Source organism: Candidatus Hydrogenedentota bacterium, assembly GCA_019637335.1.
Taxonomy (GTDB): domain Bacteria; phylum Hydrogenedentota; class Hydrogenedentia; order Hydrogenedentales; family JAEUWI01; genus JAEUWI01.
The window spans coordinates 1-22,567 of the sequence record JAHBVV010000026.1; the positions used below are offsets into that span (position 1 = coordinate 1).

General features: G+C 63.9%; 19 protein-coding genes. 10 read left to right on the forward strand and 9 right to left on the reverse strand.

Going from position 1 to position 22,567, the window contains the following annotated elements; all coding sequences use genetic code 11:
- Nucleotides 1-104: 104 nt before the first annotated feature.
- Nucleotides 105-1,892, forward strand: coding sequence for an aspartate--tRNA ligase (gene aspS / locus KF886_21245; GenBank protein MBX3179885.1), 1,788 nt, complete (start codon nt 105-107; stop codon nt 1,890-1,892).
- A 119-nt stretch (nt 1,893-2,011) separates the two neighbouring features.
- On the opposite strand, the gene KF886_21250 is transcribed toward aspS, so the two are convergent.
- The 8 genes from KF886_21250 to KF886_21285 form a co-directional block, all read right to left on the reverse strand.
- The gene (locus tag KF886_21250) at nt 2,012-3,109 is read right to left on the reverse strand and encodes a 3-isopropylmalate dehydrogenase (GenBank protein ID MBX3179886.1); all 1,098 of its coding nucleotides are present in this window, start codon (nt 3,107-3,109) and stop codon (nt 2,012-2,014) included.
- 63 nt (nt 3,110-3,172) lie between these two features.
- Nucleotides 3,173-4,969: a TolC family protein gene (locus KF886_21255; protein MBX3179887.1), complete on the reverse strand. Its 1,797-nt coding sequence runs from the start codon at nt 4,967-4,969 to the stop codon at nt 3,173-3,175.
- A gap of 185 nt (nt 4,970-5,154) precedes the next feature.
- The gene (locus KF886_21260) at nt 5,155-5,625 is read right to left on the reverse strand and encodes a DUF1844 domain-containing protein (protein MBX3179888.1); all 471 of its coding nucleotides are present in this window, start codon (nt 5,623-5,625) and stop codon (nt 5,155-5,157) included.
- Nucleotides 5,626-5,876: 251 nt separating this feature from the next.
- The gene (gene ndk / locus KF886_21265) at nt 5,877-6,416 is read right to left on the reverse strand and encodes a nucleoside-diphosphate kinase (GenBank protein MBX3179889.1); all 540 of its coding nucleotides are present in this window, start codon (nt 6,414-6,416) and stop codon (nt 5,877-5,879) included.
- A 112-nt stretch (nt 6,417-6,528) separates the two neighbouring features.
- Entirely contained in the window at nt 6,529-7,800 is a 1,272-nt protein-coding gene (gene serS / locus KF886_21270) for a serine--tRNA ligase (GenBank protein MBX3179890.1), read from the reverse strand.
- A 512-nt stretch (nt 7,801-8,312) separates the two neighbouring features.
- The gene (locus KF886_21275) at nt 8,313-9,227 is read right to left on the reverse strand and encodes a ParB/RepB/Spo0J family partition protein (protein ID MBX3179891.1); all 915 of its coding nucleotides are present in this window, start codon (nt 9,225-9,227) and stop codon (nt 8,313-8,315) included.
- Entirely contained in the window at nt 9,220-9,978 is a 759-nt protein-coding gene (locus tag KF886_21280) for a ParA family protein (protein ID MBX3179892.1), read from the reverse strand. The genes KF886_21275 and KF886_21280 overlap by 8 nt, the downstream gene beginning before the upstream one ends.
- 410 nt (nt 9,979-10,388) lie before the next feature.
- Nucleotides 10,389-10,841, reverse strand: coding sequence for a DUF1569 domain-containing protein (locus tag KF886_21285; protein ID MBX3179893.1), 453 nt, complete (start codon nt 10,839-10,841; stop codon nt 10,389-10,391).
- A 291-nt stretch (nt 10,842-11,132) separates the two neighbouring features.
- Between KF886_21285 and KF886_21290 the strand changes: the two genes are divergently transcribed.
- On the forward strand, nt 11,133-11,498 hold the full coding sequence (locus tag KF886_21290) for a four helix bundle protein (protein ID MBX3179894.1): 366 nt from the start codon (nt 11,133-11,135) through the stop codon (nt 11,496-11,498).
- Between the two features lie 59 nt (nt 11,499-11,557).
- Here the strand turns inward: KF886_21290 and KF886_21295 are convergent, their stop codons facing one another.
- On the reverse strand, nt 11,558-12,670 hold the full coding sequence (locus KF886_21295; GenBank protein ID MBX3179895.1) for a DUF1080 domain-containing protein: 1,113 nt from the start codon (nt 12,668-12,670) through the stop codon (nt 11,558-11,560).
- A 359-nt stretch (nt 12,671-13,029) separates the two neighbouring features.
- On the opposite strand from KF886_21295, the gene gltB reads away from it, so the two are divergent.
- The 8 genes from gltB (at nt 13,030) to KF886_21335 (ending at nt 22,561) form a co-directional block, all read left to right on the forward strand.
- A complete protein-coding gene (gltB, locus tag KF886_21300) occupies nt 13,030-17,562 on the forward strand; it encodes a glutamate synthase large subunit (protein ID MBX3179896.1) in 4,533 nt (1,510 codons plus the stop codon).
- Entirely contained in the window at nt 17,552-19,066 is a 1,515-nt protein-coding gene (locus KF886_21305) for a glutamate synthase subunit beta (GenBank protein ID MBX3179897.1), read from the forward strand. The genes gltB and KF886_21305 overlap by 11 nt, the downstream gene beginning before the upstream one ends.
- Before the next feature lie 216 nt (nt 19,067-19,282).
- A complete protein-coding gene (locus tag KF886_21310) occupies nt 19,283-19,429 on the forward strand; it encodes a hypothetical protein (GenBank protein ID MBX3179898.1) in 147 nt (48 codons plus the stop codon).
- Nucleotides 19,430-19,759: 330 nt separating this feature from the next.
- Nucleotides 19,760-19,927: a hypothetical protein gene (locus KF886_21315; GenBank protein ID MBX3179899.1), complete on the forward strand. Its 168-nt coding sequence runs from the start codon at nt 19,760-19,762 to the stop codon at nt 19,925-19,927.
- 12 nt (nt 19,928-19,939) lie between these two features.
- A complete protein-coding gene (locus KF886_21320) occupies nt 19,940-20,125 on the forward strand; it encodes a hypothetical protein (GenBank protein MBX3179900.1) in 186 nt (61 codons plus the stop codon).
- A gap of 315 nt (nt 20,126-20,440) precedes the next feature.
- Nucleotides 20,441-21,001: a GNAT family N-acetyltransferase gene (locus KF886_21325; protein MBX3179901.1), complete on the forward strand. Its 561-nt coding sequence runs from the start codon at nt 20,441-20,443 to the stop codon at nt 20,999-21,001.
- A complete protein-coding gene (locus tag KF886_21330) occupies nt 20,991-21,620 on the forward strand; it encodes a GNAT family N-acetyltransferase (GenBank protein ID MBX3179902.1) in 630 nt (209 codons plus the stop codon). Before KF886_21325 ends, KF886_21330 begins: the two co-directional genes overlap by 11 nt.
- Nucleotides 21,617-22,561, forward strand: a complete 945-nt coding sequence (locus KF886_21335) for a CPBP family intramembrane metalloprotease (protein MBX3179903.1) — start codon at nt 21,617-21,619, stop codon at nt 22,559-22,561. Before KF886_21330 ends, KF886_21335 begins: the two co-directional genes overlap by 4 nt.
- Nucleotides 22,562-22,567 lie beyond the last annotated feature (6 nt).

Consider the following 22,567-nt stretch of genomic DNA (forward strand, 5'->3'; position numbering starts at 1 on the left):
CCCCGCCCCCCAAAATTTGACCCGATCCGCCCGCGCTTAGTATCCTATCCGCTTTCAATCCCCCGTGTTTTCGCTCGCGATCCGTATAACCCTTGAGGCCCTTCATGCACCCTTTCAGAACTCACACGTGCGGCGCGCTGCGCAAGGATCACGCCGGCGAACAGGTCCGCCTGTCCGGCTGGGTCCACCGCAAGCGCGACCATGGCGGCGTTATTTTCATCGACCTGCGGGACCACTACGGCCTGACGCAGGTCGTGGTGAATCCGGACAGCCCGGGTTTTGCGGATGCGGACCGGGCGCGGAATGAGAGCGTGCTGACGGTGACGGGGGAGGTGGTGCCGCGGACGGCGGAGACGGTGAACCCGAACATGCCGACGGGCGAAATCGAGGTGGTGTGCCGCGCGCTGGAAATCGAGTCGATGGCGGAGATTCTGCCGTTCCCGGTGAACCAGGAGCTGGATTGCCCGGAGGAGATGCGCCTGGAGCACCGCTTCCTGGATCTGCGCCGGGAGCACATGCACCAGAACATCCTGCTCCGCTCCCAGACGACAGCGCTGGTGCGGAAGTACATGACGGAGCACGGCTTCACGGAGTTCCACACGCCGATCCTGACGAGTTCGTCGCCGGAGGGCGCGCGGGACTACCTCGTGCCGAGCCGCCACTACCCGGGCCATTTCTACGCGCTGCCGCAGGCGCCGCAGCAATTCAAGCAGCTGCTGATGGTCTCGGGGTTCGACCGCTACTTCCAGATCGCCCCCTGCTTCCGCGACGAGGACTCGCGCGCGGACCGGAGCCCGGGCGAGTTCTACCAGATCGATATCGAGATGTCCTTCATCACGCAGGACGAACTCTTCACGCAGCTGGAGGGCCTCCTCTGCACGCTGTTCAAGGAACTCTCGAACAAGCAGATCGTGGCGGAGGTCTTCCCGCGCATCCCCTTCCGCGACGCGATGGAGAAGTACGGCAACGACAAGCCGGACATCCGCTTTGGCCTGGAGATGGTCGATTGCACGGACCTTTTCGGCGCCTGCGAGCTGAAGGTCTTTGCAAGCCAGGTGGAGACCGGCGGCGCGGTCAAGGTGATCAACGCGAAGGGCGCCGCGAGCCAGCCCCGGAAGTTCTTCGACGACGCGGAGAAGTACGCGAAGTCGCAGGGCGCCCGCGGGCTTGCGTGGATCGCGCTGCGCGACGGCGAAATGAAGGGGCCGATCGTCAAGTTCCTCAGCGAGACGGAGAAGGAAGCGCTCAAGGCGCGCATGGGCGCGGAGGAGGGCGACGCGCTCTTCTTCGGCGCGGGCAAGCGCCAGGAGACCAACGAGCTCCTGGGCAAGGTCCGCACGTGGCTCGGCGCGGAGCTCGGCCTGATCGACAAGAACGTCGTCTCCTTCTGCTGGATCGTGGACTTCCCCATGTTCGAGTGGAACGAGGAGCTCAAGAAGGTCGACTTCAGCCACAACCCCTTCTCGATGCCCCAGGGCGGCATGGAGGCGCTCGAAACGCGGGATCCGCTCGACGTCCTCGCCTTCCAGTACGACATCGTGTGCAACGGCATCGAGCTCAGCTCCGGCGCCATCCGTAACCACCGCCCGGACATCATGCTCAAGGCCTTCGAGATCGCCGGCTACAACGAGGACGTGGTGAAGAACGAGTTCCCCGCCCTCTGGAAGGCCTTCCACTACGGCGCCCCGCCCCACGGCGGCATCGCGCCCGGCCTCGACCGCATCGTCATGCTTCTGGCCGACGAGCCCAACATCCGCGAGGTCATCGCCTTCCCGCTCAACCAGAAGGCGCAGGACCTCCTCATGGCCGCGCCCAACCAGGTCAAGCCGATCCAGCTCGAAGAGCTCCACCTCCAGATCAAATACCCGCCGGAGCCGGAAAAGAAGGCGTAACGGCGGCGGAGATACAAGCGAATTGCGTCGCGGGCCCCCGGACCGGGGGCCCGCGATTCGTTTGACAGGGGCGGCCTCATCTCAGCCAGGAATGCGTGAGGCCCGCGAGTCTAAGGTCGCTACTGTTTCAGCGCCGCCACGACCTTGTCGCCGAATTCGCTGGTTTTCATGATGGTCAGCTTGCCTTCGGGGTCGCGGAGGTCGGCGGTGGTGATGCCGGCCCCGAAGACGCTGCGCATGGCGTCCCACACCATTCGGGCCTGGGTCTTGAGGCCGAAGCTCTTGTCCAGCATCAGCGCGACGGACCCGATCATGCTGTAGGGGTTGGCGATGCCCTGGCCGGCGATGTCGGGGGCGGAGCCGTGGGAGGGTTCGTAGTAGGCCTTGTCGGGGCCGACGCAGGCGGAGGGCATGAGGCCGAGGGAGCCGAGGATGCCGCCGCCGAGGTCGCTGAGGATGTCGCCGAACATGTTTTCCATGACCATGACGTCAAACTGGCGCGGGTTGATCACGAGGGCGGTGGCGGCGGCGTCGACGATGATCTGCTTGACCTCGACTTCGGGGTATTCGGGCGCGATCTCGCCGAGGATCTCGTTCCAGAGCACGCTCGACTTGAGCACGTTGCTCTTGTGGACGTTGTGGAGGACTTTCTTGCGGCCCATGGCCTCCTGGAAAGCGACGTGCATGATGGCGGCGATCTGGTCCTCGTCGTATTCAAGGTGTTCGTCGACGAAGCGCTTGCCCTCGGCGTTGACGCCGGTCTCCTTCTTGCCGAAGTAGAGGCCGCCGACGAGCTCGCGGATCATCATGAGGTCGATGCCCCCCGCGACGACATGGGGCTTCAGCGGGGAGAAGTGGGCGAGTTCCGGCGGGAGGTAGACGGGACGGAAATTGGCGAAGGTGTTGTAGCGGCGGCGGAGGGGGAGCAGGGCGCCGCGCTCGGGCTGCTCGTCCACGGGGATTTTCTTCGATTCCTCGAAGCTCAGGCCGATGGGCCCCTTGACGATGGCGTCGGCCTTGTCGCAGATGGCTTTTGTCTCGTCGGGGAAGGCGTGGCCGTGCTTGAAGTAGGCGGCGCCGCCGAAATCGGCGCGGAGGATATCGAACTTGACGTCGCTGATGCGCTCGACGGCTTCCAGGACCTTGACGGCCTCCACGGAGAGTTCCGGGCCGATACCGTCGCCTTCAAGCAATGCGATGGAGAAGGATTGTGACATGATGCTTCTTTCCTGTTACTACCTGGGTGAACGATGGCGCGGGCGGGCTCGGGGCGGGGGAGGTTACTCCCAGCGGGGCCGGAGGCCTTCCCAATAGCCGACGGGCTTGTCCTCGGCCTCGGGGGCATCCAGCTCGATGCCCAGGTTGTCCAGGAGGGCGCCTTCGGCGAGCTCCAGTTCGACCCGGGCCTTTTCGTACTCGATGTTGGAGATCAGTTCCTGCACCTGTGCGGCGGTCAAGTCCTGCTGGATCTGGAGGACCTGCCAGCTGGTGGTGACGCCGAGCTGGAGGCGTTTTTCCTCGGCCGCGACATTGGCGATCTGGAGGCGCGTGGCCTGCTTGTTGCTCTGCACGAGCATGGCGTTCGAGGCGAGTTTGCTCGTGGCGAGGTTTACATTGAGCATGACCTGCTGGCGCGCCTGCTCCAGGTTGACCTCGGCCTGGCGGCGGGTGAGGCGGGCGCGATTGAAGGAACCGCGGGCGGTGCGGTTGAAAATCGGAACCGAGGCCTGAAACCCGTAGGCGTAGGCGTAGTCCTGCCGGTCGCGGATGCCTTCGAGTGTCTCGCGCAGTTTGTGATCGCGCCCGCCGGAGGTGTAGCGGTAGATCAGGTCAAGCTGGGGCATCAGATCGCGCCGGGTGCGGTATTCCTCCAGCACGGCGCTGTCGATTTCGAGCTGGCGGATGGTCATCTCCGGGCGGTTTTCCAGCGCCTTGTCGATACTCGCGAAGACCTGGGCCTCGTAGGCCTGGGGGTCGAAGTCGCCGGGCTCCGCGGGCGCGGGCCGGTCGATGGGTACTATCAGCGCTTTGGAGAAGCGGTCGCCATCGCGCAGGTTCAGCAGGCTCTTGAGGTAGTTGCTTGCGTCCGTGATGCTCTGGCGCGCCGCGATGAAGTCGCTCTGGCGCGTGGCCACGCCGGCCTTGGCCTGCAAGACCTCGATGTCCGCGGCCGTGCCGATTTCCTGGCGGGTCTCGTTGACCTTGAGGAGGCGCTCGGCGTTGTCCAGCGCTTCGGACCGCACCTTGAGGTTTTCGACCGCGCCCACGAGATCCCAGTACGCGCGAATGACCTCCGATACCGTCTGGAGCACGGTGAGCCGGAGCTGTTCCTGGGTGGCGAGTTTTGAGTTCCGCGCGATGTTGATACGGACGCGGTTGTACTTCAGGCCGAAGCCGCGCAAAAGGGGCTGGGTTAGCTGGAGGTTGAGCTGGCCGCTGTGTTCCTCGACGAAGCGGCTGAAGGTCGACTCCGACTTCTGCATGTCCCAGGAGATGTTGTATTGCGTGCCCAGGTGCAGCCGGCCGGCCAGTGTTGCGTTGGTGACGGTGTCCCAGGATTCCACGCTGCTGATGCCGCCGAAGGCCACGGTCTGCTGCGATTGGGACTGGTTCGATCGGGAATAGATGGCGGAGCTCTGGAGGATGGGATCGAACTCGCCCCGCGCGGAAAAGATGTCCTGATCGGCCTTGAGGGGCTCATACTCGGTTACGGCGATATCGAGGTTTTCGGCGAGCGCGATGAGGATGCACTCTTGCAGCGCGAGCTGGAGGAGATCGGCGCCCGCGCCCGCGCGCAGGGTCTGGCGCAGCGGCTCGAGATCGATCAGGTCGATATTGATTTCCTCCCGGAGGTTGATGTCTCCGTCGAGCCCGTCCAGGTGATCGCCGTAGCGGAGCGTCAGTTCGTTGGCGGGCGTGGGGAGGAAGGGGGCGTCATCCGACTCCGGCGCCTGGACGGATTCCAGGGGCGTTTCGGCCTCCTCGATCGCGGGGGGCGCGGATTCCTGGGCGATTGCCCGGAAGGGGAGCGCGAGCAGGCTTGCCAGGAACAGGGTGAAAACGATCGGTCGCAGCATTCGATTCTCCATGCGAGGGTTCCGCGAAGCGGCCCGCCCGCGCAGGGCCCGCCTGACGGACCGGCGTCGCCGCTCTATGGAGGAGAGTGGATAAAAACGCGCCGGTTGTTACACCTGAGGGCCCAAGTTTCCGCAGGCGCCAGTCTACTGATTGATTCCCTTTGGAGTCAAACCGCGCGGCTGGATCAGGCCTCGGGCGCGCCTTTGAGATTGGCCGGATCGACGCCGGACTGGCGCATGGCCTGTTGCTCGAATTGCTGCACGCGCACGGCGAAGGCCTGCTCCAGTTCGCCCAGGGCCTGGGCGAGCCCCTGCGACTCGTCCTGGGTGAGGTTGCCGGCGGTTTTCTCCTGCAACATGATCATCAGGTCGAGCGTGTAGCGGGCGGCGTCCAGATTGACCATGACCTGGCCCGTGCCCGGCTCGGCCACGAGGCCCAGGGCGAACATGGCCTGGGTCGCCAGGGAGCCGATCAGGGCGGTGAAGCTCGCCGCGTCGGGATCGTCTTCCAGGGCGGGCTCGTCCGCTTCGGCGGGCGCCTGCGCCTGCGCGGGCGCCTCGACCGCCGCGGCCTTGCGGGCCGCTTCTTCCTTTTCCCGCTGTACCTGGGCTTTCCACCCCTCGTCGATAAAGATTTTCTTTTCTTCCTCGCTCATCGGGGGAGCCTCCTGGGTTCGGGAAAGGGAAAAGCGCACAATCCCGGCCCCGTGTACGGCGGGGCCGGGAGTGCGTCAAAAAAGCGTGCAAAAAGCAGCCGGAAATCAGCTCTTCTTGTTCTTGTGGCGGTTCGCGCGCCGCTTCTTCTTGCGCTTGTGCTTGTTAATCTTCGCCTTGCGGGCTTTACGTCCTCCAGCCACTGAAAATCCTCCTGAAGCTTATTGCTTTTCTCGCTGGGTCCTGCGACGGGTCAGTTCAACCACTGGTCGTCAGGCTGGCTATAGGTTATGAGTTCGCTGTCGTTGAAATAGAGACTGATCTCGCGCTCGGCCGTCTCGGGGGCGTCCGACGCGTGAATGATGTTGTTCTGCATGCTCAGGCCGAAGTCGCCGCGGATCGTGCCCACGTCGGCCTTCAGGCAGTTGGTCGCGCCGTTCATCTTCCGGACCTGCGCCACGGCGTCGGGGCCTTCCCACACCATCTGGACCGTCGGGCCGGAGGTGATGAAGGAGACGAGATCGCCGAAGAAGGGCTTGTCCTTGTGTTCGTCGTAGTGCGCTTTGGCAATGTCCTGGCCGAGGATCTGGATCTTCAGCCCAACCAGTTTCAGGCCGCGTTGCTCGAATCGGCGGATGCACTCGCCCACGAGGCGGCGCCCCACGCCATCGGGCTTAACCATTACAAAGGTGCGTTCGTTCACGATACAGGATTCTTTCCGGGGCGGATTCCGGCGCGGCGGCCAGGCAGGGGCCCGCGCGAAGAGACCGCAGATACACCGGGCGCGCGGCATTCCAACCGGAAAGTACGCGCGCCCGCACACAGAGCGGGAAGTGTAGCAAAATACCCGCGCGGCGCGCAACTGCGGGGCGATCATATCGCCGATCCGCCCGCGCGGCGGGCCCTCAGGCGTTCCGGATCACCTCCAGGCCGCCCATATAGCCTCGGAGCGCCTCGGGAATGAGCACCGAACCGTCTTCCCGCTGGTAATTCTCGAGGATGGCCACCAGCGTGCGGCCCACGGCGAGTCCGGATCCGTTCAGGGTATGCACGAATTCCGGCTTTTTGTCGCGCTTGAAGCGGATGTTCGCCCGGCGCGCCTGGTAATCGGTGAAATTGGAGCAGGAGCTGATTTCGCGGTAGGCGTTCTGGCCCGGGAGCCAGACCTCGAGATCGTAGGTCTTTGCGGCGGAAAAGCCGAGATCGCCGGTGCACAGGGTCATGACGCGGTAGGGGAGTCCCAGGGCCCGCAGGATCGCCTCGGCGTTCTGCGTCAGCTTCTCCAACTCGTCCCAGCTCTCTTCCGGGCGCACAAACTTGACCATTTCGACCTTGTTGAACTGGTGCTGGCGGATCATCCCCCGCGTGTCCTTGCCGTGCGATCCGGCCTCACTCCGGAAACACGGGGTGTAGGCGGCGTAGTAGCGCGGCAGTTCCTCGTCGCGCAGGATCTCGTCCCGATGGATGTTGGTGACGGGGACTTCGGCGGTCGGGATGAGCCAGTAGTCGGTGTCCTGCACGCGGAAGCCATCCGCCGCGAATTTCGGGAGCTGGCCGGTGCCCTGCATGCTCTGGGAATTGACCATGAAGGGCGGCAGGGCCTCGGTGTAGCCGTGCTTTTCCGTGTGGGTGTCGAGCATGAAGTTGATGAGCGCCCGCTCCAGCCGCGCGCCGGGGCCCGTGCTCAGGCAGAAGCGCGCGCCGGTCAGCTTGGCCGCCCGCTCGAAATCGAGGATCCCGAGCGCCTCGCCCAGCGCAACGTGATCCTTCGGCTCAAAGGAGAATTGGGGGATCTCGCCCCAGGCGCGCTCTTCGCGGTTGTGCGATTCGTCCTGCCCCTCGGGGAGGCTGGCGTCGGGCAGGTTGGGCAATCGGAGAAGGTGATCCGTGAGATTGGTCTCAACTTGCCGCATCTCTTCTTCTTTTATGGCGATCATGTCTTTGACCAGCCTCATTTCCTCAATGATCGGAGATGCGTCTTCCCCGGCTCGCTTGGCAGCAGCAATACCGTCACTGGCTTTGTTCTGTTCAGCGCGAAGTAGTTCCATGTCGTATGTGAGGCTTCGGCGTTTCGCGTCTTGCCTTAAGACGTGGTCTATAGGATACGCGCCGCCGCGTTTAGCGAGTGCGGCGGCGACGGCCTCGGGTTCCTGGCGGATCAATTTAATGTCAAGCATGTTGGGGCCTTTTTGGATATGCTGGCGATTAATGATTATGTAAACGATCGATGATCATTTGTAACGCTTTCGCGGAATGAAGCACCCGCCGCGTTGAAGGCGAGCCTCAGTCAGGACGGGCTTGAATAGCAGGATCGCGGACATTCCTGTCCGCGGCAGAAAAAGCGCATGAGATCTCGCGATCGATGCGCATGTGAAGAGACACAGGTTCCCAATGTGTTCCGCTCCGTGGGCGCCGGGTTTCTATTCCAAATTAGTCACATCTCTTTATGTCCCGAGCTCCATTTGTCGCGGACACGAATGTCCGCGATCCTTTGGCGCGCTTCCTCGGCTATTTGCGGACAGTTCGCGCCATTTCAGCGGGCCGCTGCTTCAGACGGCTAAAACGTTACTACTATCTAACGAGGGACGGCAGCGACGGATCTGCAACGTGGATTGTGTCGCTGCCGTTCCTGTAGCCCCTGCAAGATACGCGAGACTTTCCCGATCCCTGGTCCATGCGCACGCGGAGCTTATCCGCGCAGGAGTTCCAGCAGCCGGTCCAGTTCATCGTGCGAAAAGTACTCGATTTCGATGCGTCCCTTGCCGCCGCCCTGGGTCTTGAGCTGGACCTTCGTGCCGAGGCTCCGGCGCAGTTCGTCTTCGAGTTGCGCGATGTTCGGATCCTTCTTCGGCTTTGCGGGGGCGTCTTTCTGGGCCTTCTGATCGGCCGCGATTTTTTCCGCCTGCCGCACCGACAGGCCCTGCGCGATTATCTTGCGGGCCGCGCTGATCTGCGCCGCCGTGGATTCAATGGAGAGCAGCGCGCGGGCATGGCCCATGGAGAGCGTGCCGTCCGCCACCCACGCCTGGACCGATTCGGGGAGATTGAGCAGCCGGAGCGTGTTCGCGACCGTGGCCCGCTTTTTGCCCACTTCCTGCGCGACTTCCTCCTGGGTCCACTGGAACTCGTCCATCAGATCCTGGTAACCCTGCGCGAGTTCGATCGCGTTGAGGTCCTCGCGCTGGAGGTTTTCGATCAACCCCAGCTTGAGCATGTCCTTGTCGGATACGTCGCGGCAGATGGCGGGGATCGTTTTCCGGTCGGCCATGATGCTGGCGCGCACGCGCCGCTCGCCGCTGATCAGCTCGTAGTGATCACCCGCCTGGCGGACCAGCACCGGCTCCTGGACGCCGTCGCGCCGGATGGACTCCGCAAGCTCCTCCAGGGCTTCTTCATTGAAGACGCGCCGCGGCTGCTTCGGGTTCGGGCGGATTTCCGAGGGGTCGAGCGCGATCAGGCGCGCGCCATCGGGCAGGGCCGCGGGCTCCGCCGGGGCGGCGATTGCCGGCTTCTCGGGGGCCGGGGCCGTGCGGGCGGTGGAGGCGTTGTTGCCGATGAGGGCGCCCAGGCCCTTGCCGAGGCCCTTGCGCTTGGGGCTAGCCACGGGCAATCACCTCCCGGGCGAGCGCGAGATAGGCCTGCGCGCCCGCGCACTTGAGATCGTAGTAGATGACGGGCTTGCCGAAGCTCGGCGCCTCGCTCAGGGTAACATTGCGCGGGATGATGTTCTGAAACACGGAGTCGCCCAGGTGCCCGCGCACGTCGTCGATCACCTGTTTGCAGAGGTTGGTGTGCTGGTACATCGTCAGCAACACGCCGAAGACCGTCAGGCTCGGATTGAGGTTGTCGCGCACGAGGATTACCGTCTGGAGGAGTTCGCTGAGCCCTTCGAGCGCGTAATACTCGCACTGGAGCGTCACCAGCACGCCGCCCGCCGCCACGAGCCCGTTCAGGGTCAGGATACTGAGCGAGGGCGGGCAGTCAATGAATATAAAGTCGTAGTCCGCGGCGATAGCGTCGAGCGCCTGCTTCAGCCGGTATTCGCGCCTCTCGACGTCGATCAGCTCGACTTCCGCGCCGACCAGTTCGCGGTTCGAGGGCAGGAGATACAGGTGTTCCCATTCCGTTTCCAGCACGAGATCCGCCGCGGGCGTGTCATCCACGAGAAGGTCATACACCGAGCCCTCCAGGGCGTTCTTGTCGATGCCGAGGCCCTGCGTGGCGTTGCCCTGGGGGTCCAGATCGACCAGCAGCGTCTTTTTTTTCGCGGCCGCCATGCACGCGGCCAGATTGACGGCGGTGGTCGTCTTGCCCACGCCCCCCTTCTGGTTGGCTATTGCGATCACACGTCCCAACGCGTTGCCCTATCGATTTTTATGCCGGAGTCTCGGGGTGGATACAGGGGGCGTATGATACGAACCAGCCGGGCCGCAAGTCAATTGGAGCGCGATGTGGAGCGCAATGTGGGAGGGGCCTTTTTGCGGGTACAGCCTCGGGCCGGATTGTGGGTTTTACCTCCGGTGTTGGGCTGCCACTGCCGGTCCGATGCGGACACCTGGGCCTTTTTGCGGGTACAGCCTCGGGCCGGGTTGTGGGTTTTGCCTCCGGTGTCGGGCTGCCACTGCCGGCCCGATGCGGTCCCCTGGGCTTTTTGGGGGTACAGCCTCGGGCCGGGTTGTGGGTTTTGCCTCCGGTGTCGGGCTGCCACTGCCGGCCCGATGCAGTCCCCTGGGGCTTGCCGGCCCGATGCAGTCCCCTGGCCCCGCTATTCGAACTGGCGGAGGTGGTGATCGAAATGAAGCACGTGGAAGCGGTCCCAGCCGTCGATGCCGAGGTGGCCGAAGGCGGGGTGGGGGGCGGGCTGCAATTCATCGGCCTGGACCAGGCTGAGGTATTCCTCGAGGATGGCTTGCAGGGTCTCCAGGTCGCCGGGTTCGCGGGTGACGATGCCCTGCGCGCGCAGGTGGGCCGGGAGCCCCATGTCCCTGGGCAACGCGATGGCGCCGGCGAGAACGAGCGGGCGGGTCACGTAACGGTGGAGGCAGTTTCCGAAGAAGGGCACCGCACGCGAGCGGCCCATGGCGTGGCGGAGCGACCAGATCAGGTGCTCGATCAGCCGGTCTCGCGTGAGTTCGCCCCAGCGGGGCACGGCATCCTTGCGAATGGCGCCCAGCCGGCTCACAACATCCTCGACATAGTCCCCATCGAAATGGCGCATACGGGCTCCCGGGTTGTTTGCGGCGGTATTGTAGCATGTTTAGGCTTTAGGCTTTAGGCTTTAGGCTTTAGGCTTTGGGCTGTAGGCTTTGGGCTGTAGGCTGGAGGCTGGAGGCTTTGGGCTGTAGGCTTTGGGCTGGAGGCTTTAGGCTTTAGGCTTTAGGCTGTAGGCTGTAGGGAGCGGGGCCGTTGGGTGGAGATTTCAGGCTGTAGGTTGTAGACTTTCGTAAGGATTACGATCCAGGGTGCTTGCATTGGATGCGGCTATTGGGAATAGCAAAGCGAGGGAGCGATGCGGGATCACCGAAAGCTTCGGGCCTTTGATCTGGCGGATGCGCTGGTGTTGCAAGTGTATCGTGTAACACAGCGGTTTCCGAAGGACGAACAATTCGGGCTTACCTCGCAATTGCGCCGCGCTGCGGTCTCTATTGCCTCAAACATCGTCGAGGGGTGTGCACGTTCTTCCGAGATAGAGTACTTGAGGTTCCTCGATATTGCATACGGATCGCTCAAGGAAGTCGAGTACCAGCTCGATCTATCGAATCGGCTTGGATATCTTGAGCCTGATATCAACCTCGAATTGGAGCGTCATTGCAACGAGACAGGGAAAGTGCTGAACGGCCTTATTCGTGCCTTGCGCTCGAAAAGAACTACGTAACCCAATTCCAGGCCGTCTTCCACCTCCAGCCTAAAGCCTAAAGCCTAAAGCCTAACCCCCTACTCCCACATCTCCAGTTCCTTCCATTCGATCACGGCGCCGTCGCGGTGCATTTGCAGGGTGATGTGGCCGGGCCAGATTTTGTCGAGGCTGCTGGTTTCGGCGGACTTCTGGCCGTTGATATAGGTCACGGCGTGGTTCCCTTCGACGAAGACCTGCAGCAGGTTCCACTCGCCGGGATGGAACAGATCGTCGCGGCCGCGGACGTGGCCGTAGATGCTGCCGGAGACCATGCCCGCCCCGGGGACGTCGAGAAGCTGCACTTCGTTGCCGCGGTCGCTGTCGTCGTCTTTCCACCGGAAGAATACGCCGCCATTGGCCGAGGAGCTGCACCGGTAATAGAGCTGGAGGGCGACGTCCTGGCATTCGCGGACGTATTGCAGGTAGCCGTTGCCGCCCGCGCCGCGCAGGACGCCGTCTTCCACGGTCCACCAGGCGCGCTTGTTGCGCACCGGCCGCCAGCCATCCAGGGTTTCGCCGTTGAACATCGTGATCCGGCCGGGGCTGTCCGGCAGGGGGACGAGTTCGAGATCGGCGATGTGCATGCCCCAGCCGAGGTTGTTCTGAAAGCCGATCCGGCCGCGCCGCAGGGTGTGCCGCAGCCGCGGGTGTTCGTCAAGGTTGAGATCCTGCACGACCTGTTCATTGATGGTGACGCGCAGGTGGGGCCAGTCCATGTGGACGGTGCAGTCATTCCATTCGCCCGGCTCTTTCACCGCTACGACCTTCGGCGGGACGTGACGGAAGATGGCGCCCGCGCGGTAGGGATCCGGCGCGTCGCCCGCGTGGTCGGCCAGTTCAATTTCGAGGCCCGCGCGCCAGGCGCCGTTGGCGGGCGCGTGGATGAAGAGTCCGGATTCCTCCCACTTGTGGTAGTTGAATCGGAAGCGGAGCACGAAGTTTTCGTAGTTTTCGCGGGTTATTATCGCCGAGGGTTCGCCGCCACCCTGCTGGATGCGTAGCTGGCCGTCTCGAATCTCAAAGGACTTCGCCGTACCACCGATGGTCTCCCAGGCGGCGGGCTCTTCCAGCAGGCGGCGGGGCGGCGTCTCGGCGGGCGCGGACGGGGTGAGCAGGAAATAAATGCAAAGCATGGGAAGCAGTGTGCGCATGAGGTTGTTTACTCCAGTAGAACGGTTCGGATTGCGGGTGTCCGCAGTCCACTATAGCACGCGTCGGGCGCTCCGGGCCATGGGGTCTGGTTCAAAAAGCTACCAAATGGTAGGATATGAGGGGGTCGATCATGAAGGGTCGGCGTGCGGGCGCGCGGTTGTCCATGTATCAATGAGATTATAACTAGCTGGAAATAAACAAGTTGCAAATTCATTTGACATGAGGTGCGCGTGTTTTGTATCATACCCGCTGGAATGAACCGCGCGATACCGGCCTCTGACCGGGCGCGGATTCGATACCTGCCTTGCCTGCGCTGCTTACCCCTCCCAGGCACAACCGTGAATAAGGTGGAACCATTTTGTCTCAGCGATCTATCTCCCGAAGCGGGCTGTACGAGCCGTCGTACGAGCACGATGCGTGTGGCATTGGCTTTATCTGCAATATTGACGGCCGCAGCCAGCACAGCATAATCAAGGACGGCCTCCAGATTCTGGTGAATCTGACGCACCGCGGCGCGTGCGGGTGCGACCCGGAGACGGGGGACGGCTGCGGCATCATGCTGCACATACCGCATGAGTTGTTCGCCGAGAGCGCCCGGGCGCACGGGTTTGACCTGCCCGCGCCCGGCGAATACGCCGTAGGCATGGTGTTTCTGCCTCGGGACCGCAATTCCCGCGAATCCTGCATACAGATCTTGAACAAAGCGATCCTGGAAGAGGATCAGGAACTCCTGGGCTGGCGGGATGTGCCCCGGGATTCAAGCAACATCGGCTGGCTGGCCCGGGAGAACGAGCCCTTTATCCGGCAGGTGTTCATAGGCCGGAGCGAGGGGCTGACCGTCGAGGCTTTCGAGCGGAAGCTCTACACCATCCGCAAGGCGGCGACCCACATGATCGGCAACTCGGTCATATCGGGGAAGTCCGAGTATTATGTGCCCAGCATGTCCGCCCGGACGATTGTGTACAAGGGGCTGATGCTCCCCGAGGCGATGGACAAGTACTACCTGGACCTGGCGGACGAGCGCACGAAGAGTGGCATGGCCCTGGTGCACCAGCGTTACAGCACCAACACGCTGCCCGCGTGGCCGCTGGCCCAGCCGTTCCGCTTTCTGGCGCACAACGGCGAGATCAACACGCTGCGCGGCAACCTGAATATGATGGACTCGCGGGAACACCACTTCGAGAGCCCGCTTTTCGGGGACGATATCAAGAAAATCCTCCCGATCCTCTCCTCCGGCGCGAGCGACTCCGCGAATTTCGACAATGCCTTTGAGCTTCTGGTTCGCGGCGGTCGCGACGTGGCCCATGCGATGGCGATGATGATTCCGGAGCCGTGGAGCGGGCACGAGACGATGCCGGATGAGAAAAAGGCGTTCTACGAGTACCACTCCTGCAAGATGGAGCCGTGGGACGGCCCGGCGTCCATGGCCTTCTCCGACGGCCTGCGCATCGGCGCGGTGCTTGACCGGAACGGCCTGCGCCCCTCGCGCTACTGGGTCACCAGCGACAACCAGGTGATCATGGCGTCCGAAGCGGGTGTCCTGCCGATCCCGCAGGAGAAGGTGCTCAAGAAGGGCCGCCTCGAACCGGGCCGCATGTTCCTCGTGGACATGGAAGAGGGCCGGATCGTGGACGACGCCGAACTCAAGGATAGCTTCGCGCGCCGGAATCCCTACCGGGAATGGCTGGACACGCACCGGGTGGAGCTGCCGACGGACCTGGCGGAACCCGCGCCGGCGCCGGAGCCCGCCAGCCTGCTGGAGCGCCAGCAGGTGTTTGGCTACACGCGGGAAGACCTGGAGATCATCCTGGCCCCCATGGCGCAGGAAGGCAAGGAACCCACGGGCTCCATGGGCAATGACGCCGCCCTGGCCGTGTTGTCGCCGCGCCCGCAACTGCTCTTCAATTACTTCAAGCAGCTCTTCGCCCAGGTGACCAACCCGCCCATCGACCCGATCCGCGAAGACATTGTGATGTCGCTCGAGACGGACATCGGCCGCGAAGGCAACCTGCTTGCCGAGAAGCCCGAGGACTGCCGCCAGCTGCACCTGCAATCGCCCATTCTGACGAACGCGCAGCTTGCCTTCATCAGGAACCTGGACCGCGACGGCTTCCGCAGCGCCGTGATTTCGACGCTGTTTGACGCGGAGAAGGGCCCCGGCGAGCTTGACAAGGCGCTCCACCGGATCTGCCGCGAAGCGGTCGAGGCCGTACAGGGCGGCAAGACCATGATCATCCTCTCGGACCGGGGCGTGAGCAAGACGCACGCGCCGATCCCGAGCCTGATGGCGGTGGGCGCGGTGCACCAGCACCTGGTGCACAAGCACAAACGATCGGAATGCGGGCTCATTATCGAGACCGGCGAGGCGCGCGAGGTGATGCACTTCGCGCTGCTCACGGGCTATGGCGCGGGCGCGGTGAACCCGTACCTCGCGCTGGAAACGCTCGACGACCTCCGCAACCGCGAGCTGGTTGTCGAAGCGAAGCCCGGCTACGCCCAGAAAAACTACATCAAGGCGGTGGAAAAGGGGCTGCTGAAGGTGATGTCCAAGATCGGCATCTCCACGCAGCACAGCTACCGCTGCGCGCAGATTTTCGAGGCGGTCGGCCTGAGCACGGCGCTCGTGCAGCGCTGCTTCTCCGGCACGGCCACCCGCATCGAGGGCATCGGCGTGAAGGAAGTGGCGATCGAGTCGCTCATGCGCCACGCCATGGCCTATCCCGAGAAGCCCGCGCGGCGCCCGGACCTCGACGTGGGCGGATCCTACCGCTGGCGGCGCCGGGGCGAGTTCCACATGTGGAACCCGGAAACCGTCGCGCGCCTGCAGCACGCCACGCGCCTGAACAGCGCCAAGACCTACGAGGAATTCGCCGAGGAGGTGAACAACCGCAACCGGTCGCTGGCGGCGCTGCGGGGCCTGCTCGAATTCCGCGAGGGGAACCCGATCCCGCTGGAACAGGTGGAGCCCGCGTCGGAAATCGTGAAGCGCTTCTGCACCGGCGCCATGTCCTACGGATCCATCAGCGCGGAGGCCCATGAAAACCTGGCGATCGCGATGAACCGGATCGGCGGGCGCAGCAACACCGGCGAAGGCGGGGAGGACCCGCGGCGCTTCGAGCCGGACGCGAACGGCGACCTGCGCCGCAGCGCCATCAAGCAGGTGGCGTCGGGCCGGTTTGGCGTGACGAACGAGTACCTGGTCAACTCGGACGAGCTGCAGATCAAGATGGCGCAGGGCGCGAAGCCGGGCGAAGGCGGGCAGCTGCCGGGCCACAAGGTGTTCGACAACATTGCGAAAGTTCGCTATTCCACGCCCGGCGTGGAGCTGATTTCGCCGCCGCCCCACCACGATATCTACTCGATCGAGGATCTGGCGCAGCTGATCCACGACCTGAAAAACGCAAACGTCCACGGCAAGGTGTCCGTGAAGCTGGTGTCCGAGGTGGGCGTCGGCACGATCGCGGCCGGCGTTTCGAAGGGCAAGGCCGACCTGGTGCTCATCAGCGGGCACGACGGCGGCACGGGCGCGTCACCGCTCACGTCGATCAAGTACGCCGGCCTGCCCTGGGAGCTCGGCCTCACCGAAACGCATCAAGTCCTCGTCGAAAACGACCTGCGCGACCGCATCCGCGTGCAGGTCGACGGCCAGCTGAAGACCGGCCGCGATGTGGCCATCGGCGCGCTCCTGGGCGCGGACGAGTTTGGTTTTGCGACGGCCCCGCTGATCGTATCGGGGTGCATCATGATGCGCAAGTGTCACCTGAACACGTGCCCCGTGGGTATCGCGACGCAGGACCCCGAACTGCGCAAGAAATTCGACGGCAAGCCCGAGCACGTGGTCAATTACTTCTTCTTCATGGCCGAGGAATGCCGGAAGATCATGGCGCAACTCGGATTCCGCACGATGGACGAGATGATCGGCCGCGCGGACATGCTGAAATTCTCGCCGCTGCCCGAACACTGGAAGGCGCGGCACCTCGACTTCTCCCGCATCCTCTACATGGCGAAGGCGTGGGACGGATCGACCCTGCACCAGAGCAAGCCGCAGGACCACGGCATCGAAGGCGCGCTTGACCATGTGCTGATGGAGAAGGCAAAGCCCGCGCTGGAGAACCAGGCGCCGGTTCGCTTCACGCAAACGATCCGGAACGTAAACCGGACCGTCGGCACGATGCTCGCCAGCGAACTGACCCGGCGCCACAAGCTCGGCATGTACGGCGGCAGCCTGCCCGAGGACACGGTCTGGATCGACTGCCACGGGATCGGCGGGAACAGTTTTGGGTCGTTCATCATCAAGGGGATGACCCTGAACGTCATCGGCGAGACCAATGACTATGTTGGGAAAGGCCTTTCCGGCGGCAAGATTATCGTTTCCCCGCCACCGGAATTCCGCGGCAAGCCCGGCGAGAATATCATCATCGGCAACGTGGCCCTGTACGGCGCGACCGAGGGCGAAGCCTACTTCCGCGGGTTGGCGGGCGAGCGCTTCGGCGTGCGTAACAGCGGCGCCTGGGCGGTGGTCGAAGGCGTGGGCGACCACGCTTGCGAGTACATGACCGGCGGGCGCGTGGCCGTGCTGGGCCGCACGGGCCGCAATTTCGCGGCCGGCATGAGCGGCGGTATTGCCTACGTGTACGACCGTGACGGCGACTTCGCGATCCATTGCAACACGGAAAGCGTGGACCTGAAGCCGCTCCACGAGAAGAGCCTGCCGGAACTCCGGCGCATGCTGGAGCGCCACGCGGACTACACCGGAAGCGAAACGGCCCGGGCGATCCTGGACAACTGGGACGCGGAGACGAAGCGATTTATCCGTGTGATGCCCCGCGACTACGCCGCCGTACTGAAGCAGCAGGAACAGGAACAACCGGAGGTGACGCATGCTTCCTGATAAAGCCAAGGGATTTATGGTTTTCGACCGGGAGATCGCGCACGACGACGATCCGGCGGAGCGCCTCCAGCACTACCGGGAGTTTTCGCACTCGCTGCCCCCGGAGAAGATCAAGGAACAGGCGTACCGCTGCATGAACTGCGGGATCCCGTTCTGCCACAGCGGCTGCCCGCTGGGCAACCAGATCCCGGACTTCAACGAGCTCATGAAGGACGACGACTGGGAAGAAGCCCTGTTTGTCCTTCATTCCACGAACAACTTCCCGGAATTCACGGGGCGCGTCTGCCCGGCGCCCTGCGAGACGGCCTGCGTCCTGGGCATCAACGAGCCGGCGGTCACCATCGAGATTAACGAGCGCGAGATTGCGGATCGCGGCTGGCGCGAGGGCTGGATCGTCCCGCAGCCGCCCGAACACCGGACCGGCAAGCGCGTGGCGATCGTGGGATCCGGCCCCGCCGGCCTGGCCGCCGCCCAGCAGTTGAACCGCGCCGGCCACCACGTGTCCGTCTATGAACGGGCGGACGAACCCGGCGGCCTGCTGCTCTACGGCATTCCCAATTTCAAGCTCGAAAAGGCCATCGTGCGCCGCCGCGTCGACCAGATGCGCGCCGAGGGCGTGGAATTCATCTGCAACGCCGAAGTGGGCGTGGACGTGCCCACGAGCAAGCTGGATCAGTACGACGCGGTGCTGATCACCATCGGCTCCACCAAGAGCCGAACCTTCGACGGGATGAATATCCCCGGATCGGACCTGAAGGGCATCTACCCCGCCATGGATTTCCTGCCGCAGCAGACGCGGCGCGTGCTCGGCAAACCCGTCAAGGACGAGGAAATTCTGGCGACGGACAAGCACGTGATCGTGATCGGCGGCGGCGACACGGGATCGGACTGCGTCGGCACGAGCCTGCGCCAGGGGTGCAAGTCGCTCGTCAACCTGGAATTGATGCCCAAACCCCCGCTGGCGCGGGCCGAAGACAACCCGTGGCCGCAGTGGTCGTTTGTGTACCGGACCTCCTCCAGCCACAAGGAAGGCGGGGAGCGCCGTTACAGCGTGCTCACCAAGCACTTTGAGGACAATGGCAACGGCCACGTGGCCGCGCTGCACACCGTGCAGCTGGAATGGGGCGAGCCGGACGAGAACGGCCGCCGCGCCATGAAGGAAGTGCCCGGCACGGAGGAACGCCTTCCCGCCGACCTCGTGCTGCTGGCCATGGGCTTCACCCAGCCGGAAACCGATACCTTCGTGAAGGATCTGGGGCTCGATATGGAGCGCAACCGCTTCGGGCAGGCCATCAAAGCGACCATGACGGACTACAAGTCCTCGCGCGAGAAATACTTCGTCGCGGGCGACGCCCGGCGCGGCCAGTCCCTGGTGGTCTGGGCGATTCTGGAGGGCCGCGAGGCCGCGCGCGCGATCGACGTCTACCTCATGGGCGAATCGACGCTACATGATCGCGACAGCCACGGATATGAAAGCGTCATTCGGGGCCGCGTGCCGGTCTGACCCGGCCGATCATCGGCGTTTTTCCCCGGAGGCGGGCTCTTGTCAGCCTCCGGGGAACTTTTTTCGTTGCACTGGGGATGGTATCCACAGGTGTAACGGCGGAAGCGGCGTGCCGGTACTATCGGAGGAGCGGGCGGTACCAGCGCGCGCCGGTTTTCTGGCCCGGCCTCCCTGTGTTATGCTTCGCCTGCGTTACACTACCCAGGAAGGACGAGATTGTTGAAGCACCTCCAGAATCTGTCACGATTGCCCGAAAAAGCGGATGGTTTCACCACCGGAGAAAAGCTCGCGCTGGCGGCCGGCATCGCGGACGCGATCGCGGCGTTCTTTGAAACCAAGGAGGGCGCGGGATCGGGGAGCTAGTTCGTTTCCGGGGCGCGCCCCGGCAGCCGGCCACCTCGAATCGAGCCTACAGACACATCCAGGGATTTTCTTGTGAAACATCTATCCGTAATCAGCCGGCGCCCGCGGCCCGCGCAACTGCCGAATGTGAACGTTTCCGCGATATTCTCGCTCGTCGCCAACATCCTTTTCGCGGTATCGACAGCGGTTCTCGCGAAAGAGAACTCCGATTTTCCCAATATTCCGCTGCCGGGGGGGAGCCGTTAGGCCGCCGGCAGCCGCCGGACCGAACCACAGGGCGGTCGCCGGAAATTGTCGCCGGTGGCTCGCCCCGCTTACCGAGGTACCATCATGAAGCATCTTCAAACCCTTTCCCGCCGTCCCGAAAAAGCGCAGAGTCCCCTGTGTTCGGGATTTCAGAACGACTACCACGTGTTGCTGTGCTTCCTCCTGGAGCTGGTCCAGACCGTGTTTCCCGCGTTCGCCGACTCCAAGACGCCCACGCAGTCGGGCGCGTGAGGGCTACGCGGCGTGCGGCGGCTGGCCCTCATCTCGCGGCGCCCCCACCAGGCGCAGGACGTGGCCCCCGAGGTCAAGCTGACCGCCCTGCGCGACCTGGTCGCCGCGGCGGGGGCCTGGCCGGCGCTTGAAGACGGCCTGACCGCCATTATTCCGCTGTTCGTGAACAAGGATCCGAGCAACCCGGCTCCGGAATGAGTCCCGCCGGTTTTTTTGACTTGTAGCCGCCGCCGAAATATGGTCTAATAGGGGCGGACTGGAGAACCTACGGAGTGGACCTATGAAGCACATCAAGCCGGTATCGACCCCCCGGGCCGACTCGTTTCTGGATTTCTACAACGCGCTTTTCCGCGCCTGGGTGGAATTCCGCAACGCAAAGACGGACGAGGCGGTTTCGGGGTTCTGAGACCCCGCTGAGCCAGACGCAATCGAGCGGGGCCTGACGCCCGGGCGCAGGCCCCGATTGGTTTGCCTGGCGGGCGCCGCGCGCTGCGGGGATAGGGAACGGACGCGGTGATCACGGGCGCCTACAGCTACATTCGCGGCACGGAACACGATGACGTGGCGGCGCTCGCGGCCCTCTACCGCGACGGCGTGTTGCGCGCCGGGTTGCTGGATGGCCGCCGGGAACCGATACTGCCCACCCTGGAGGAGCTCGCGGAGTTCCTCAACCGCAAGGAATTCGCCGAAAGCGCCTTCTACACCATAGAGGACCGCACGGGCGGCATTCGCGGCTTCTGCACGCTACGCGGCCTCAATCCGGAAGCCCGCCATTGCGAATACAGCCTGCTGTTCCTCGACGAATCCGATTATGGGGATCCCCTGGCCGGCGAGGCGACGGGCGTCATGCTGGAGCGCGCGTTTGTGCGCTGGGGCCTCCGCAAGGTGGTCGCCACGTGCCTCGAATCCGAGTCGGCGTTTAGAGCCCACCTGGCGCGGCACGGCTTCGTTTCCGCCGGCGTGCAACGCGATGTGCTCCACGCGCGGGGACGCTGGCACAATATGGAATCCCTCTACCGCGGCAATCCCCAAAGTGAACCCACGCAGATCGGCGCCCCGAACCATGCCCTATAAGACCGAGACCTTTATCCGACGCGCGGAGCGGGACGATCTGGACACGGTGGTGCGCTGGATGGAAAGCCCCGATTTTCTGTACTTTCTGTATGGGGATCCGGCGCGGTCGCCCCGCCAGGTGCGCGAGAAGATCGTGGGCATGCTTGGGCGCGCCACGGGCCACACGATGCCCGGCGGGATCTACCTGATCGTCGACAGCGCGAAACACGGGCCGATCGGTTTGCTTTCGCTGCAAAACATCAGCTGGCGCAACCGTTCGTGCAGCATTGATTTGTATCTTGGCCAGGCCCAGCTCCGGAACAAGCTCATCACCGCCAGCGCCATTTACCAGGCGCTTGAGTACTGCTTTTTCGAGCTGAATCTTCACCGGATCACGGCCTATATCTACAGCTTCAACACGGCTTCGTGGCGGATATTCGAGAAGACTGGCGCCCGGCGCGAATTGACGCTGAAGGACCATGTGGTCCGGGATGGCCAGCCGCACGATCTGTATTGTTATGGCCTGCTGCGGCCCGAATTCGACGCGTTGCGCGCGCGCCACGCGGTCGCGGCGGAGGGCTTCTCCCTCCAGGCGATGATCGAGATGCTCGGCGCGGTGGATCCGGAGCCCGCGCCGTGACAGGGCTCTTTCTCGGCGTGCTGGCCGCATATCTCGTGCACGCGATCGCCTTGCACCGCGCCAGCGGACCGGAAACCGAGGCCGACGCCGAGACCCACCTGCACCGGGGCATGCCGGCCCCGCTCATGCCCTTTGCGCTTTTTCTCGCCGTTCATGCGCTGGAGAGCGCGCGGCTTTCCGCCTGGCTCCATTCGCCGGCCGTGCTGGCGTCCGCTGGGGCGCTGCTCATGCTGGTCATGCTCAACCAGCTTCGACGGAAGCATCTGGAATTGCATGGCGGCGGCGCGGCGTTTCGAATCTTCTACGTGGCGGGCGGCGCGCTTCAGACCGTGCTGCTGGTCCTGGCCGGGTACTACGCCTGGGAGGAGGGGATCCTCGGCCGGGGACTTTTTCACCCGCAATGGGTTATACTGGGGCTGGCGGGCGGCCATCTCATCTTCGGGATATCGCTGCTCTTCAGCCACCGTTCGCTCGAAAGCCTGCGCGATATAGGCGTCTACATCGCCGATCCGCGCCCCGTTTCGGCGTACGCGGCGCGATCGCCCCGGCAGGTCTTCGCGTGCATTGACGTGAGCCTGATCGAGGAGTTGGTGTACCGCGTCGCCGCGCAGGGCTTGCTGCTGGCCTGGACGGGCAACGCCTGGGCCGCAATCCTGGTTACGGCGGTGGTCTTTTCGGTGGTGCACCGGCACTTCTTCTATAATCACGTGGTGGATTCCGCCGAGTTTCTGGCGTTTTCCATCCTGCTCGGCGCGCTCTACCACCTGACGGGAAGCCTTACGCTGGTGGTGCTGGTGCACGCTGTGCGCAATCTGGAAATTGTCTATTTCGACCAATCGAAGGACCCCGCGGACGGTGCGGGCTCCGCGGAACCCGCGCCGCGCGCGGCAATTGGCGCCCGGTGGCGGGCGCCAGTTTATTCCCCCATGCATGGAAAGTGATACCTG

Excerpts from the sequence above, each read along its gene's own strand:
- aspS (MBX3179885.1), top strand. The coding sequence starts at position 105 with ATGCACCCTTTCAGAACTCACACGTGCGGCGCGCTGCGCAAGGATCAC.
- KF886_21250 (MBX3179886.1), bottom strand. The coding sequence starts at position 3,109 with ATGTCACAATCCTTCTCCATCGCATTGCTTGAAGGCGACGGTATCGGC.
- KF886_21255 (MBX3179887.1), bottom strand. The coding sequence starts at position 4,969 with ATGCTGCGACCGATCGTTTTCACCCTGTTCCTGGCAAGCCTGCTCGCG.
- KF886_21260 (MBX3179888.1), bottom strand. The coding sequence starts at position 5,625 with ATGAGCGAGGAAGAAAAGAAAATCTTTATCGACGAGGGGTGGAAAGCC.
- ndk (MBX3179889.1), bottom strand. The coding sequence starts at position 6,416 with ATGCCGCGCGCCCGGTGTATCTGCGGTCTCTTCGCGCGGGCCCCTGCC.
- serS (MBX3179890.1), bottom strand. The coding sequence starts at position 7,800 with ATGCTTGACATTAAATTGATCCGCCAGGAACCCGAGGCCGTCGCCGCC.
- KF886_21285 (MBX3179893.1), bottom strand. The coding sequence starts at position 10,841 with ATGCGCCATTTCGATGGGGACTATGTCGAGGATGTTGTGAGCCGGCTG.
- KF886_21290 (MBX3179894.1), top strand. The coding sequence starts at position 11,133 with ATGCGGGATCACCGAAAGCTTCGGGCCTTTGATCTGGCGGATGCGCTG.
- KF886_21295 (MBX3179895.1), bottom strand. The coding sequence starts at position 12,670 with ATGCGCACACTGCTTCCCATGCTTTGCATTTATTTCCTGCTCACCCCG.
- KF886_21305 (MBX3179897.1), top strand. The coding sequence starts at position 17,552 with ATGCTTCCTGATAAAGCCAAGGGATTTATGGTTTTCGACCGGGAGATC.
- KF886_21315 (MBX3179899.1), top strand. The coding sequence starts at position 19,760 with ATGAAGCATCTTCAAACCCTTTCCCGCCGTCCCGAAAAAGCGCAGAGT.
- KF886_21330 (MBX3179902.1), top strand. The coding sequence starts at position 20,991 with ATGCCCTATAAGACCGAGACCTTTATCCGACGCGCGGAGCGGGACGAT.